Below are 15,030 nucleotides of genomic sequence, written 5' to 3'. Positions count from 1 at the left end.
CGGCGGGTCTACTAAAATAAAAACCTATACTGAACGTCTCTCTCCTTATGGTGAATTAGAGATTGTCTGGGTCTAATCAATAAAGCGGTGTAAATGAAAGTACAGGCGTGGCGGGGGCGCTCCTCTTCCAAATTTTAGCAAACGTTTATCATATTAGATTGTGAGGGTATCTTTATGTGCAAAAAATACCAATTAACAAATGAAATCAAACAAATTAAAGATAGAATTACTAAGAAAATTACAAACCTTTATCGCATTAAAGCTTTAAAAGACTTTGATGATGTCAAAGTAGGTGATCTGGGAGGGCTATATCGAAAAGGAAAGTAACTTATCCCATGATGGCAATTTCTGGGTGTATGATAATGCGTGGGTTTATGGCAATGCCAAGGTTTCCTATCATGCCAAGGTCTGGGGTAAAGCCTATGGCAATGCAAAATTAAACAGTCAAAGTAAAGTAAGTGTCGTTCCAAAAAATTGTGAGGTGTATGAAAGGGATAATGTTGTCAATATAACTGATAAAACAGAATAAAAATAGATATGGGGGGCGTGCCTTTTTTATGGTGTATAAACGCATATAAAACGCATTGCTATAAACATATCATAAAAGAGAGAGTAAAATAAAAAAAAGCCGCGCCAAGTGATATGACGCGGCTTTCAAATAGCATTTTTTATTGATTAAAATGAATCATCCACAATGGAGTAATCAGTGCATATATACAAAACGTATCATATTACAAGTGCTTTATGAGAGATATAAAACTTATCAAAAGAAATGTAAATGTTGCGTATGATCTTTAATCACTCATTTGAATGAGAGAGCCTATAAACGCTTTTATGGCTATCAAACGTATCAATCATAACGTCTTTATCTTTAAAAAATAAAGCACATTATCAAAATGCTTGGTAGCTTTATCAAAACCCGCTTTTTACATTTACGAGCGTTGGTTTTCAAAACAATCTCTCATAAGACAATAAACAACTGATTTTATCAAACGCAAGGCTTTAAAAACTGTTATAAACATCAGTTTCAAACGTTTAAACATGCATTTAGAAAAGCTTTCATAAGCGTATTTTCATTTTGCACTCAAATGTAACTTCTTTGCAATTAATTGCTCTATATTTGGCTAGCAAAATTAAGTAAAATCCCATGCCTTATGATGTTAAAATATTTTTGAATTTTGCTTGCTTATCTTTGTCTCAATAGCTGCCCCCAATTTTGGGGTGAGTAAATCACTCAGTCCATATTTGGGCTCTGTGCTTTTAAACGGTAACTTTTAAAACATTTTTTAGTACCATGTCTAAGTAGATAGTATTCTACTGCTATTGCATTGTTCGTTTCCATTTTTTTGTGGAAGTGAATACAGTTTCGTTTTTAAAAATTAGCATAGCTGTTGTGATGATACTATATTTATGCTGCTTACTTATCGTTTCTAAATTTTTAGAAAGCGTTTTTAAAAGCGATCTTGTCTTTAAATCCTTTTATGTAATCTTTAAAATGTTCGGTGTTATGATGATGCTGTTATAACAGCTTTCTATTTTACGCTTCTCAATTTTGAGAAGTGTAATTTTATGTTTTTATCATGTGATAACAATCCAATCTTTAAAACAAGATGTGATCTTTAAACGTATGTTATCGATAATTCCAAACAATTAAATTTTAAAACAATGTAATTTGTGCTGTGATAAAAACGTATCATAAATTTATAAACTGTTATGAATGATATCTGCTTTTCATTTGAATGACACATGCGTTATAACATTTACATGATGATTTGCTTTTTATGGTCTATTTATACATGGCAATCTTATATAAAAAATAGTCAAATGAATCATGCATAAAAGTGTGGATTCTTATAAAAGAATTACACTCCAACTATTGACTTTATTGTGTTTTTTAGTATTACATCTTATATGACCGATAAGAGATGACCTTCGATCTCACCAACATCCGCACATAGCGTATGAAATCCACCGATCTTTTCAGAATTATCCTTTGTATAGCCATCAGGAGCCGTCGGATTTTGCGAAAGCTCAAAGGATAGCTCATTCGTCTGATCTTTTAAGATGAGATATATATAATAATCCTTTCCTGCTTCAAGATCTTCGTCAAAAGTCATCCTTCCACGCCCTAGAACGCGGTAAAAGATGGACCTATCCCCATTCTCTCCACCATGATAAAAGCGAAAACATGCCCCGTCATTGATCACAACACCTTTTCTATTTTTCGGATCGGCTTCCAGAATTCTGTCAGGTTGATGAAAACGCACATTCTCTAAAAAATTAGTGGAAAGAGAACCTACCTTACTTTGAAGTTCAGAAAGACTGTCACTGTTCCTCTGTGCCTTCTCTTGAACTTCTGTCAATGCACTCTTCGCTTCTTCCGCTAACATTTTTGCCTCAGAGGCGGCTGTATTCGCAGAATTTGTCGTTGCTGTCACCGTGTCTAATGAACTCTTGACCTCTCCAAGCCCTTACTTTGTCGTATCAGCCTCTTCTTTTGCTTGCTCCGCAACATTTATCGCTTCTTCCGCTGTTATCTTCGCAGTCTCAGCTACTTCCTTGGCTTCTACAACCAAAGGTTCTACCTTATCTGCCTTAACCTGCACCGCTTCACAAATGATCAGATCAAATTCTGATAAACCGTATTTCTCTTGCGCATCCGCAATCACTTGGATTAATTGGTAAGTAGAAAACACCACGGTCATTGCATTCGCTAAGACTTTATTTGTTTTTTTCAAAGCTTTTGAACATCAGTTGGTAGCTGATAGAGCCAAGATCTGAGACATCGAGTTCGACAACAGCATCTTTGTTTTACGACTCTTGCCAACTTATGTATCAGAATACACCACAAAGGAATGAAACAGTACTTCTATATAGCGTGTCCATTCTCTTATCGTTTGTGACATCAAAGCCAGAAAAGGCACGAGAAACAAAACACGCTCTCCAGTTCCGGCTATTTGTTGTGCTATCTTAAAGCTGGTAAAAATCTTCTCCGTTCCAAATGCCATAATAAGTTTGCCACGGTCTGCTTCTTTTTAACCATCACAGACTTTCTCATACTTTTGGATTTGTTGAAAAGTTATCCCTAATTGGTGCCCTAATTGCTTTTACGACATTCCCAGCATTTTTTTTGAAAGCGATTTTTTGCCTATAGAAATGTCGTTAAAATGTGGCTTTTTGCTTTTCACTTTCAAGTCCCCCGCCGGTTGCGAGCACCCTCGCATTAGTATTCCGAGAGCCTGAAAGGATTGAATACGAACCAGATTTTTACTTTTAGTGCTCATAGCACCTAGACATAGAAAAATATCCATAATTCTGAGACACCCACAGAGTAGGCTCATTTATGATCGAACTTTAGGGCTTTCAGACCCTACTAATCGCTGCGTAGACGAGCAAAATCACTCTTTAAGTAATAAAGTAATTTCAGGAGATTAGCAATCAAAATGAAAATAATCTCAAAGACTATAAGATTGAGCACTCTTCAAAAGAGGATAATGCGAAGGGCTGTCATCGTGGTTAGTCATTAACCCACATAATGCTTCTTTTCCAGAAAACGCAAAACGCGATATAAGAAAAAATGTTGTTTGCAAAGTTTTCTCTTGCCTATACAAAGAGAAAATGAAAAATTTGGAGGGCTCCCATGATAAATGACATCTACTGTGTTGGATACAATTATGTTGAACATGTTCATGAACTAGGTAATGTTGTTGAAGATGAACCCGTTATCTTTAGCAAGCCAAAAAGTTCACTCGTTTTAGGCAATGAAATTTATCTCCCTAATTTTTCCAAAGAAATACATTTTGAAACCGAAATTGTACTCAAAATCTCAAAGGACGCTTTCATGATCATGGAGGAAGAAGCAGAAGAATGCTATGATGCCGTAGCAATAGGTCTTGATCTCACCGCGCGGGATTTGCAAACAAAACTGAAAGAAAAAAAGCTTCCTTGGCTTTTATCGAAAGGATTTAAAGGCGCTGCATACGTCTCTGACTTCATAAACAAAGAAAAAATAAACAACCCAATAACCTTTGCAATGAAGTTGAATGGCGAAACAAGACAAGTTGGCAATACGAAAAATATGATCTTTAGCTTTGAGAAGATAATCTCATTTTTAAGTCACTACATTCAGCTAAGACGTGGTGATCTCATATACACAGGCACTCCACAGGGTGTCGGAAAACTTTCTCAGTTTGACAGAATAGAATTGTATCTCGAAAATCAATTAATTTCAGAGCTAAAAGTAAAATGAATCATCAAATACTGACCTTTTTCATTGTTTCATTTTTTTTAGTCATCTCACCGGGGCCGAATATGTCCCTTATCATCGATAATGCAACGAGATTGGGAAGAAAGAACGCATTTGTAAACGTTTTAGGATTGTGTACAGCAACATATGTGCATGGGGCATTTTCCATACTAGGTGTATCAGCGCTCATTCTCAACAACAAAACGCTGTTTTTTTTAGTAAAACTCATGGGTGGCAGCTATTTATTATACATGGGCTTTAAATCAATTAAATCTGGAATACACAGCTTAAATTCAAAAGAAAGAAGTTCAACGAATGAAAAGCATGCTACGAGTGAAACAAAGCTTTTAACCAGCTATATGGACGGTTTTCTGACACAAATACTAAACCCCAAAGTATCTATATTTTACATAGCAGCTTTTCCAAAATTCTTAGCTTCTGGAGGTAGCATTAAAAAAGGTTTTGAACTTGTCACAATACATTCTTTCAACATCTTTGCATGGTTTACTTTAATGACCATTTTTATATCATTTGCCAGTACCGCCTTAAACAAGCAGCGGGTAAAAGGCTCGATTAACATTGCGACAGGAACAGTTTTATCTCTGTTTTCTTTTTTCATTTTCTTTGGATAGTTTTATCTTTGATAACAAATTGTAAAGTTAATAGAGCAATCTTTTCCTGATTCTGTCTCTCACTATGAATAGTGAGATCTCTAACAGAGCTTATACAATCCCCAGTTCTTTTTTTCTTTATATAACTGAATTACGTTGCATTTCTTTATCATACTCTCAAGGACGTTTGTGTAAACAATGTGAGTTTCTCGCAATATTTTATAAAATGTTACCAATATCTAAACAAAATCCTTATTCATCACTTTAAAAAAATAAGCTATGATATTCCTCTTTTCGTTTATGAAACAAAAGTAACTTTTTGATTTATGATAGCACCATACAAACAAAAAAATGATTTAAAAATCATTTTAATTTTCCATTAAAAATTGTTTCTTAAACTAAGATGAGAACTCTCGAGTGCTATTTGAGCAAAAAGTAAACTCTCACCATTATGAATAATAATAAATAATGCACTGATTACAAATAATAAGTTTCAAAAAATTATAAAAACTCCTGACAACTTTCTGAAATAATTTTAAAAGCCCCACGTCTTTTAATGAACAATTAATTTGTTATTCATAACAATAAAAAGCTCCCCATTCAAATATCTGTTACGTTATTTAAGAGGACAACATTCTCTTTTTTCAAAAGCATATTCCTAAAACATATTCTTTTCTTTATCCACACAAAATCATAAAAAACGTTTTTTTCCTTTACACCTCATTTATATCATGCTTCGATACAAAATAATGCTTTTTTAGTGTAATTTAATCTCAAAATAATTAAAGGGAACCCCCAAAAAATGAGCTACAAACAAAATTTAAAAGATAATTCTCAGAATAAGTTACAGCGTGGACTACACAACCGACATGTACAACTTATAGCCATTGGTGGTGCTATTGGAACAGGTCTCTTCATGGGGGCAGGAAAAACAATTAGTGTAGCAGGTCCTTCCATCATACTCGTTTATGCTATTATCGGTTTTGCTCTATACTTTGTCATGCGTGCTATGGGAGAATTGTTGCTTTCTAATTCACAATACCGATCTCTTATTGATTTTTCAACCGATATGCTAGGACCGGGAATCGCTTTCTTTGTTGGCTGGAGCTATTGGTTGAGCTGGGTTGTAACTGGAGCTGCTGACATTATTGCCATCATCACTTATATGAACTTTTGGTGGCCAACACTCAATCCATGGTTTACCGTTTTTACCTGCATTAGCGTCTTTTTAATCTTTAACCTCTTTGCCGTAAAACTATTCGGTGAACTTGAATTCTGGTTTGGTCTTATCAAAGTCGTCGCAATTTTAGCATTAATTGTTGTGGGATTTTATATGATCGTTACGGGCTTTACCTCTCCCAATGGTACGGTTGCTTCTCTCAATCACGTATGGAACGATGGCAATATCTTTCCGCGAGGAATAACAGGTTTTTTTGCTGGATTTCAAATTGCTATTTTTTCTTTTGTTGGTATAGAAATTGCTGGAACAACCGCTGCTGAAGTAAAAGAACCTAAAAAAGTGCTCCCCAAAGCAATTAATGCAATACCGGTCCGTATTGTACTCTTTTACATTTTTTCTCTCGCTGTAATTATGTCTGTCACACCTTGGGATCAAATTGTTCCAGATAAAAGCCCCTTTGTCTCGATGTTTTGGCTTGCAGGCATTCCGATAGCTGCTGGCTTGGTAAACTTTGTCGTTATCACCTCAGCTGCCTCTTCAGCAAATAGTGGTATTTTTTCTACCAGCCGTATGATATATGGACTTGCAACACAAAAAGGTGCCCCTCCAATTTTAGGTAAACTTTCCAGATACCATGTTCCAGCCAATGCTCTATTCTTTTCCTGTTTATGTATTTTAATAGGGTATACAATTGCCTCACTCTCTCCAAGCCTCATAAGTGCTTTTACAATTGTGACAAGCATTTCAGCTATTGCATTTTTATTCGTATGGTCTGTAATTTTGATTAGCTATATTGTGTATCGTCGCAATCGCCCTCATCTACACGCTGAATCCATTTATAAAATGCCAGGAGGTGTTATCATGTGTGGGATAATTTTAGTTTTCTTTGTTTTCATGCTCTATTTGTTGACATTAGAAGCTGATACTCTACTAGCCTTAAAATATAGTATATTCTGGTTTGTTTTCTTAGGTATAATGTATTTTATGTTTGTAAAGAAAAAAATAACTCAAGGTAACAAATAAAGTCTATACATAAAAACATCTCAAAAAAGGGTAATTTTAGTTACCCTTTTTCTACTTAACCTCCTCCCCAAACATCAAAAAACGACGATTCCTACCGGCACCGGTTTGTAAACAATCCGGCTTATTAAGGGGGAATGCTGCTGATCATTTATATGGTTCACCTACATAAGGCTCTATGGGCTAGCCCTGCCCTGAACACTCACCACCCATTCTAAAAATACTTAATGCGTAAAATGTTATATGCTTTATATCACTACTCTACACAACAGTATTTTACTGCACAATAGGATAAGAAACGAGCTATTCTGTAAAAAATTCTCTATAAACTTCACTGACATTGTTTACTAATAAAACATGAGATTTATCTAAAACTTTCCCCCCCAAAAAAATTTATATTCAATTTTTTATCAAAATTAAAAATATAGCTCTAAACAGAATATATCTTAATAGCTATCTGCAATAAAAAAAGATTCTATGAAAATATTTTTCTATTTGTAATAAATTTTAAATATTAATACTTAAATGTAAATTTAAAATAAATTTTTTAATGTTTCAAATAATAGTTTAAATATTTAAAATTATTTTATTTATATACAAAGTTTTATATTTAATAAGTTTACAATTTTATTTATATTTTTATATAGATAACAATATATATAAATAAATAATTTTAAATATAAAGATATTTATATAAAAATTACTATAAACAAATATACATAAATATAAATTATTATTTATATACATATAATAATAATATATAATATAAATTATATTATACATTATATATATTACTTATGTATAAAACATAAAAAATAAAAAAAATATAATACAATTTATCTTTTGTTTTTTATATATAAAATAATTATTCCATTAATTAATAATTTTTTTGCTTTATTCACATATAGTCATAGAAAAAAATTCCTTTACTCCTTAACCATAGCGTGTTCCGATAGAAGGAATTACCTTTTTTAGGGTAATTTTTATTTAAAAATAACTAAGGAGAACTCCCCAAAAATGAACAAACAAAATTTAGAAAAAAAACCTAAGAAGAAATTGCAACGTGGACTACATAACCGACACATACAACTTATAGCCCTTGGTGGAGCGATTGGAACAGGTCTCTTCATGGGATCAGGAAAAACAATCAGTGTAGCAGGCCCCTCAATTCTACTCGTTTATGCAATTATTGGTTGTGCTCTATACTTTGTCATGCGCGCTATGGGAGAGTTATTGCTTTCTAATACACAATACCGATCTTTTATTGACTTCTCAACCGATCTTCTAGGGCCATGTGCCGGATTCTTTATCGGCTGGACATATTGGTTGTGTTGGATTGTCACTGGAACTGCTGAAATTATTGCTATTGTCACTTATACACACTTTTGGTGGCCTGAGCTCAATCCGTGGATTCCTGTTATAATTGGTCTTATGTCCTTTTTAATTCTTAACCTCGTCGCCGTAAAACTATTTGGCGAACTTGAGTTTTGGTTTGGTTTTATCAAAATCGTAGCAATTCTAGTCCTAATCGTTGTAGGATTTTATATGATCTTTACCGGTTTTGTCTCTCCAAACGGCACGGTTGCTTCTCTTAGCCATATATGGAACGGTGGGAATATTTTTCCGCGAGGAATTACAGGCTTTTTTGCTGGATTTCAAATTGTTATTTTTGCTTTTGTTGGCATTGAACTCGCTGGAACAGCTGCTGCTGAAGTAAAAGAGCCTCAAAAAGCTTTACCACAGGCTGTTAATTCAATACCAATCCGCATTGTATTCTTTTATATATTCTCTCTTCTTGTGATTATGTCTGTGACGCCGTGGGATCAAATCAGTCCAGAAAAAAGCCCATTTGTAACAATGTATGCACTTATTGGTATCCCAACTGCTGCAGGTTTGATGAACTTTGTTGTCCTCACAGCTGCCGCCTCTTCAGCAAATAGTGGAATTTTTTCTACCAGCCGTATGATATATGGGCTAGCAACACAAAAAGGTGCTCCTAAATTTTTAGGAAAACTTTCTCGTAACCACGTTCCAGCCAACGCATTATTCTTTTCATGTATATGCATCTTATTTGGTTATGCCGTTGTATCGTTATCTCAAACACTCATAGCTGCTTTTACAATTGTTACGACAATTGCCGCAACTTTGTTTATATTTGTATGGTCTATCATTTTGATCAGCTATATCGTCTATCGCCGCAATCGTCCTCTCCAGCATACTGTCTCTCCTTATAAAATGCCAGGAGGTGTTGTTATGTGTTGGGCGCTTCTTGTTTTCTTTGCATTCATTATCTATTTATTGTCATTAGAAGCTGACACTGCCATAGCTTTAAAATACACTCCAGCATGGTTCATATTTTTAGGAATTGTATACTTTCTTTTTGGGAAAAAGAATTATGCAAAAAATTAAAAAATAAAGCTTATATTACAAAAAACATATAAACAAAAAAAATATAAAAAGGGTAACTAAAGTTACCCTTTTTATATTTATCTATAAAATTATAAAAGCTATTGACAAAATATCTCTGTAGAATCTTCAATTACGCTCTTTATCAACCAAAGCATTCGATTTTATCCAAGGCATCATAGAACGAAGTTTTTTACCCACTTCTTCAATAGGATGATTATCATTTAAACGCCGCATACTTTTAAAATGAGCAGCACCAGCTTTATATTCTTGAATCCAATTCGATGTAAATTTACCCGTTTGAATATCTTTCAATATACGTTTCATTTCTGCTCTGGTTTCATCCGTAATCACACGTGGACCAGACATATATTCACCCCATTCAGCTGTATTAGAAATCGAATAATTCATATTTGCAATGCCCCCTTCATACATGAGATCAACAATCAGTTTAACCTCATGCAAACACTCAAAATAAGCCATTTCCGGTGCATAACCTGCTTGTGTTAATGTTTCATAACCTGCTCGAATCAATTCAACAAGACCACCACAAAGAACCGCTTGTTCACCAAAAAGATCAGTTTCGCACTCTTCTTTAAATGTTGTTTCAATCACCCCTGCACGTCCACCACCAAGTCCACATGCATAAGATAATGCTACATTATGTGCATGCCCTGAAGCATCTTGCGCCACCGCTATTAAGCAAGGAACACCACAACCCCGTTGGTATTCATGACGAACTGTATGCCCTGGACCTTTAGGAGCAATCATCACAATATCAACGTTTTTTTTAGGTTCAATCAAGCCAAAATGAATGCTCAAACCATGCGCAAAAGCAATCGCTGCCCCATCGTGTAAATGATCATGAATATGTTCCTTATAAATATCAGCTTGCAATTCATCTGGTGTTGCCATCATAATGAGATCTGCCCATTTTGCTGCTTCAGCAACACTCACCACTTCAAAACCATCAGCCATGGCTTTTTTTACTGTTTCCGACCCTGAACGCAAAGCTATTTGCACATTTTTAACACCAGAATCTTTCAAGTTTAAAGCGTGCGCACGCCCTTGAGAACCATAACCAACAATGGCTACTTTTTTCCCTTTAATGAGATTAACATCCGCATCACGATCATAATAAACACGCATAAAAAATTCCTTCTTTCTCTATTTAAACTGGATTTCAGATTATTTTTATTCAATAAGAAACATTATCTACAGTGCATCACACACTTATAAAGACAAAAAACACCGCTTATAAGAACACAGCAATTGAATAATTTTAAAGTTTACATATTGCATAGAAAAAACTGTAGTCCCCAAACATTCCTAAAACATATACGGATCCCCAAATAAACTTCAACTGCTATTCTACAAAAACAATAATTACACAAAATAAGATTTCTAAAGAAAATTTAGCTAATATTCTACTCTTTTATCGTGCAACAAAACGCTATATTCTAAAAATTAAGATACAACATACAATCTTTAACATGAACCAAATCAATACGGATAGCAAGAAAAATTACAAAATAACAAGTATTGTTTTAATACAACCTTCAAAAGCATATACAACAATATCTTTAGAATAATAGAGAGGATGTTTTTACTTTTTACGTTCTTTAATATCCACGCCTCTCACACGAAGAAGCCCCCCATACGGCTATTATGTTATCCATTTATGGCGCCTTATAAAAAAATTTTAATATGCTCAAGCCCTTTTCAAGAATTCCCTATAATAGTGTAAGATTTATTGCACATCACTCTCTTTACTTCATAAAGCTACAAGTCGATATCATCATTCTATTTAACAGCTCCTATTGCATTAAGCTTATTCATAAGGAGATTTTACGTTATACTATTTACAGATAACCCAAAAATGCGCTCAAATATCAAGAAAATTTGTGTATTGATCCATTAAAATCCTACGCACTCCTTTATAAGGGAAATACTTTCAAAACCCTATTTCTTCTCCATTCAAAGAAATTATAATTAAGAAGATTTTAAAACTTCCTCATAATGGATAGTACAAATAAAAAAGCATTTCATACCCTAAAAAACACAAAAAATAGAAAGCTACTAATAAACAGAGGAAAATAGAATATTTTATAATGTATGCTAATAGTGCTATTTATCTCAACATATATAAAATTGTTTTTTAGATAAATTGATAAAGCTTTATAAAAATTTTTTCCCAATTTTATAGAGAAACAAAGATTACGATAATAACCGGATAAAACGCTGAACAGTATCATGCATTCCATACTCTAATGCATCAGCAATAAGCCCATGGCCAATAGAAACCTCATCAAGCCAAGGAATACTTTTGACCAGAGCAGGAAGGTTCATAAGTGTCAGATCATGCCCAGCATTCATACCTAACTGCAACTCTTTAGCTCTTCTTGCTGCTAAAACAAGTTTATTGAGCTCTTGATCTTGTTTTGTTTTATCCTGAAATGCACCACCATAAGGTCCCGTATAAAATTCCACACGATCAGCGCCCATTGCTTTAGCAATATCAAGACCATCGACAGCAGGATTAGCAAAAAGGGATACACGAATCTTTCTTTTTTTTAAATTCTGAATAATAGGTGCTAAAAATTCTGCATCATGAGCAAAATTCCACCCATGATCAGACGTTGACTGATCTGGATCATCAGGAACAAGGGTAATCTGGTCCGCATAATTTTCAGCGATATCCAAAAATTGATCACTGGGATAACCTTCAATATTAAACTCAGCAGTAGGAAAAGTGTTCTTTATTAAACAGTATATATCTGGCAAATCCGAAAAACGAATATGCCTTTCATCAGGGCGCGGATGAACCGTCAAACCTGTTGCTCCAGCAGCAAGCGCTATATGCCCAATATTCGTTATACTTGGCCACGGAAGATTACGTCGATTACGCAAAACAGCAACAGCATTAAGATTAACCGAAAGTTTTACCGCCATGCCCATTTCCATTTTTTATAGTGTGTAACAAGATAGAAAAAAGGCATTTTCCATCTGAAACTGAGATGATACACATATTTTCTCTATCGAACAATCGTTAAACGCTCTGCTGCGCGGGTAATTCCCGTATAAAGCCAGCGCGCATACATATCACGAAATGCAAAACTTTCATCAAACAAAACGACATTATTCCATTGAGAACCTTGCGCCTTATGAACCGTTAATGCATACCCATAATCAAAATCATCATATCGCTTTTTTAATTGCCATGAAATTTCTTGATCAGGGTTTTCAAACGCTGCTTTTAAAAGTTTAATCTTTGCTACCCCACGCTCACTTTCTTCTGGTTTCACAAGAAGATTAATACTTGGTTTAACGGTCTCCTTCTGTGAAGTCATCACCTTCCATAAAGAGCCATTCAACAAACCTTTAATCGGATCATTTCGCAAACACACCAGCTTATCTCCCGCTTGTGGATAATCTGCTGTAAATCCCTTTAACACACGCAAACGCTGATTATAAAGGTGGCGTGTACGATTAACCCCTACCAAGACCTGATCAGCATCCAAAACCAATTGTTGATTGACCTCTTTACGTGTCACAACGCGCGCTTCTCCATAGTCACCATAAGCAATATCGCGTCCTTCACGTACATCCATAGCAAGACGTATAATCGGATTATCTCGCGCTTGCCGATGAATTTCTGAAAGAAGAAAATCTGGTTCTCCATTAGAAAAAAAGCCTCCACCTGATATAGGAGGCAATTGACCTGGATCACCAAGAACAAGAATTGGCGTTCGAAAACTCATTAAATCACGGGCCAATTTTTCATCTACCATCGAGCACTCATCAACAATAATGAGTTTAGCTTGTGCAGCAGCACTTCTTCGATTTAACGTAAATGTTGGAGCAATAGACTTTTTTCCTGTTATTTCATCGGAAACTTCCTCTTCTCCACGCGGACAATAAATTAGCGAATGAATCGTACAAGCATTGCTTGCACCTTTAGAACGCAAAACCTGCGCCGCCTTCCCTGTAAAAGCAGCAAATTGAACAGAACCATCAACTGTCTCTGCAAAATAGCGTGCAAGCGTCGTCTTACCCGTCCCCGCATAGCCAAAAAGGCGAAAAAGAGGAAAACGCCCTTCCTTCAACCACGCGGCAACAGCCTTCAATGCATTATCCTGTTCCGGCGAAAACTGCATAGCTTACCAACATAAGATTTGCATAAAAAGAGCAGTATTTTGAAAAAAAACGACTATCAAGAAAAACCTTTTTATTAAGAATTGCTGACACACGCCCATCTAACAACTTTCGTAGCACAATTATCAATTATTTACCCATTGTTTTTTCAAGATATTGTAACAATCTAAATTTTATCTATACATCGATCTTCTTGGTAACACCTTATGCGTATCAAATAAAATATCATTTTTTACAACAGTAACACCAACAATGGAAGATGCATATCTTAAATTTAAAATAACACCTATATACGCTTTTTCTAACCAAAATTTAGAATGAGAAAAAGAGCATTGCAATTGCAAAACCCTCACTAGAAAAAATGTCCTTAACAGGATAAAAATAATGTAATTTTTGAACGCTATTTTACACAATCAATCAGCTTTCTTGCACATAAAATAAAGTACATCCACTATTACGAAATAATAATTAAATATATCAAAAACCTTTTAGCAGAAATAAAAATAGCTCTCAACAAAACGACTTAATCCTATGATGATACACCTATAAAGTTCCTATCTCCCTCTCATCATGATTTTAATAAATTTACTCTTCATGCTACAAATAAGTGATATCTCAACGAATAAAGAGAGACATCACACTTATATGAAGCACGCTTTATCTCGCACAAATATGTAGCTTTTTCTGTTTCAACAATAAAATATGGTTCGTAAGTATGGCCTTCTTGGTGGTCTATTATAGAAAACTGGGACATGGCTTTAGTCCAGCGTAGCACTTCAGGTTCGTCCTCTAGAATATGAGAAAAGCGCAATTCTCCATCTACTGAGTCAAACTTTTTCTTTTTGTCGCAATGTTTTAAAGTTTATAAAAACTAACTGATTAATGCTATTCTTATTGCTAGAAATAACAAGACCTCTTTTTATCTATATAGATAATTGATTTTATATATCTTTTTTAAAGTACGGGATACGTGGATAAAAGTTAGGGAATAGGATTTTCTAACATTTCTCTATAAAGCACGCTTCGCACAATGTTTCTAATGTTTCTTTGAAGTCTGCTAACGCTTCTTGATGTAAGCCATCTAAAAGTCTCATAAACGCAACAACAGTTTCACGTTGCAACGGAGTAGAAGGTTTTATTATGATGCTTTTTCGACAAGAATAGGCTTCTTTTTTTAAGAGAGAAGCCATTGCTTTATCTAAACCATAAAGCTCTATGATCTTTTCTTCCAGTTCTACAGGAACAGATTTTTTGCCAATTTCTACAGCAGATAAAAATGATACAGATATGTCTAATTTCTTAGCCATATCTAAGAGGCGTTCTGAATGATCAACCCGAAGTTTCCGTAAAATTTTACCAAAAGATGTAACCATATAAAAAGTCCTATTAGAGAAGAAATATTTTCTTCTGAT

General features: G+C 34.5%; 10 protein-coding genes and 2 pseudogenes. 5 read left to right on the top strand and 7 right to left on the bottom strand.

The window, feature by feature from the left end; all coding sequences use genetic code 11:
- Positions 1–174: 174 nt before the first annotated feature.
- A pseudogene (locus ACFIQE_RS07585) lies at positions 175–472 on the top strand (hypothetical protein); the annotation flags it as partial.
- 1,435 nt (positions 473–1,907) lie between these two features.
- Here the strand turns inward: ACFIQE_RS07585 and ACFIQE_RS07580 are convergent.
- From ACFIQE_RS07580 to ACFIQE_RS07570, 3 genes and pseudogenes are all read right to left on the bottom strand, one after another.
- Positions 1,908–2,438 (bottom strand): hypothetical protein, encoded by a 531-nt coding sequence (locus ACFIQE_RS07580; protein ID WP_375707455.1) that lies wholly within the window; start codon positions 2,436–2,438, stop codon positions 1,908–1,910.
- A gap of 33 nt (positions 2,439–2,471) precedes the next feature.
- Positions 2,472–2,738: a hypothetical protein gene (locus tag ACFIQE_RS07575; RefSeq protein WP_375621692.1), complete on the bottom strand. Its 267-nt coding sequence runs from the start codon at positions 2,736–2,738 to the stop codon at positions 2,472–2,474.
- 90 nt (positions 2,739–2,828) lie between these two features.
- A pseudogene (locus ACFIQE_RS07570) lies at positions 2,829–3,020 on the bottom strand (DEAD/DEAH box helicase family protein); the annotation flags it as partial.
- Positions 3,021–3,640: 620 nt separating this feature from the next.
- Here ACFIQE_RS07570 and ACFIQE_RS07565 point away from each other — a divergent pair.
- The 4 genes from ACFIQE_RS07565 to ACFIQE_RS07550 all read left to right on the top strand — a co-directional run bounded on the left by ACFIQE_RS07565 (position 3,641) and on the right by ACFIQE_RS07550 (position 9,466).
- Positions 3,641–4,249, top strand: coding sequence for a fumarylacetoacetate hydrolase family protein (locus ACFIQE_RS07565; protein ID WP_375621691.1), 609 nt, complete (start codon positions 3,641–3,643; stop codon positions 4,247–4,249).
- Complete coding sequence (locus tag ACFIQE_RS07560; RefSeq protein ID WP_375640997.1) at positions 4,246–4,878, top strand: LysE family translocator; 633 nt, start codon at positions 4,246–4,248, stop codon at positions 4,876–4,878. The genes ACFIQE_RS07565 and ACFIQE_RS07560 overlap by 4 nt, the downstream gene beginning before the upstream one ends.
- Before the next feature lie 781 nt (positions 4,879–5,659).
- The gene (locus ACFIQE_RS07555) at positions 5,660–7,060 is read left to right on the top strand and encodes an amino acid permease (protein ID WP_375621689.1); all 1,401 of its coding nucleotides are present in this window, start codon (positions 5,660–5,662) and stop codon (positions 7,058–7,060) included.
- A gap of 1,014 nt (positions 7,061–8,074) precedes the next feature.
- Entirely contained in the window at positions 8,075–9,466 is a 1,392-nt protein-coding gene (locus ACFIQE_RS07550; protein WP_375612029.1) for an amino acid permease, read from the top strand.
- A 126-nt stretch (positions 9,467–9,592) separates the two neighbouring features.
- Here ACFIQE_RS07550 and ilvC read toward each other — a convergent pair whose 3' ends face one another.
- From ilvC to ACFIQE_RS07530, 4 genes are all read right to left on the bottom strand, one after another.
- Positions 9,593–10,612, bottom strand: coding sequence for a ketol-acid reductoisomerase (ilvC, locus tag ACFIQE_RS07545; protein WP_375612028.1), 1,020 nt, complete (start codon positions 10,610–10,612; stop codon positions 9,593–9,595).
- Positions 10,613–11,680: 1,068 nt separating this feature from the next.
- Positions 11,681–12,415, bottom strand: a complete 735-nt coding sequence (locus tag ACFIQE_RS07540; RefSeq protein WP_375640999.1) for a pyridoxine 5'-phosphate synthase — start codon at positions 12,413–12,415, stop codon at positions 11,681–11,683.
- Between the two features lie 83 nt (positions 12,416–12,498).
- The gene (locus tag ACFIQE_RS07535; RefSeq protein WP_375629922.1) at positions 12,499–13,620 is read right to left on the bottom strand and encodes an ATP-dependent RecD-like DNA helicase; all 1,122 of its coding nucleotides are present in this window, start codon (positions 13,618–13,620) and stop codon (positions 12,499–12,501) included.
- 996 nt (positions 13,621–14,616) lie between these two features.
- Positions 14,617–14,991 carry a helix-turn-helix domain-containing protein gene (locus ACFIQE_RS07530; RefSeq protein ID WP_375648391.1) on the bottom strand — a complete coding sequence of 125 codons (375 nt, stop codon included), beginning with the start codon at positions 14,989–14,991 and terminating at the stop codon, positions 14,617–14,619.
- Positions 14,992–15,030 lie beyond the last annotated feature (39 nt).

The organism is Bartonella sp. AA1HLJMS, assembly GCF_042197445.1.
GTDB lineage: Bacteria > Pseudomonadota > Alphaproteobacteria > Rhizobiales > Rhizobiaceae > Bartonella.
This window is presented reverse-complemented; position numbering and strand designations above follow the sequence as displayed.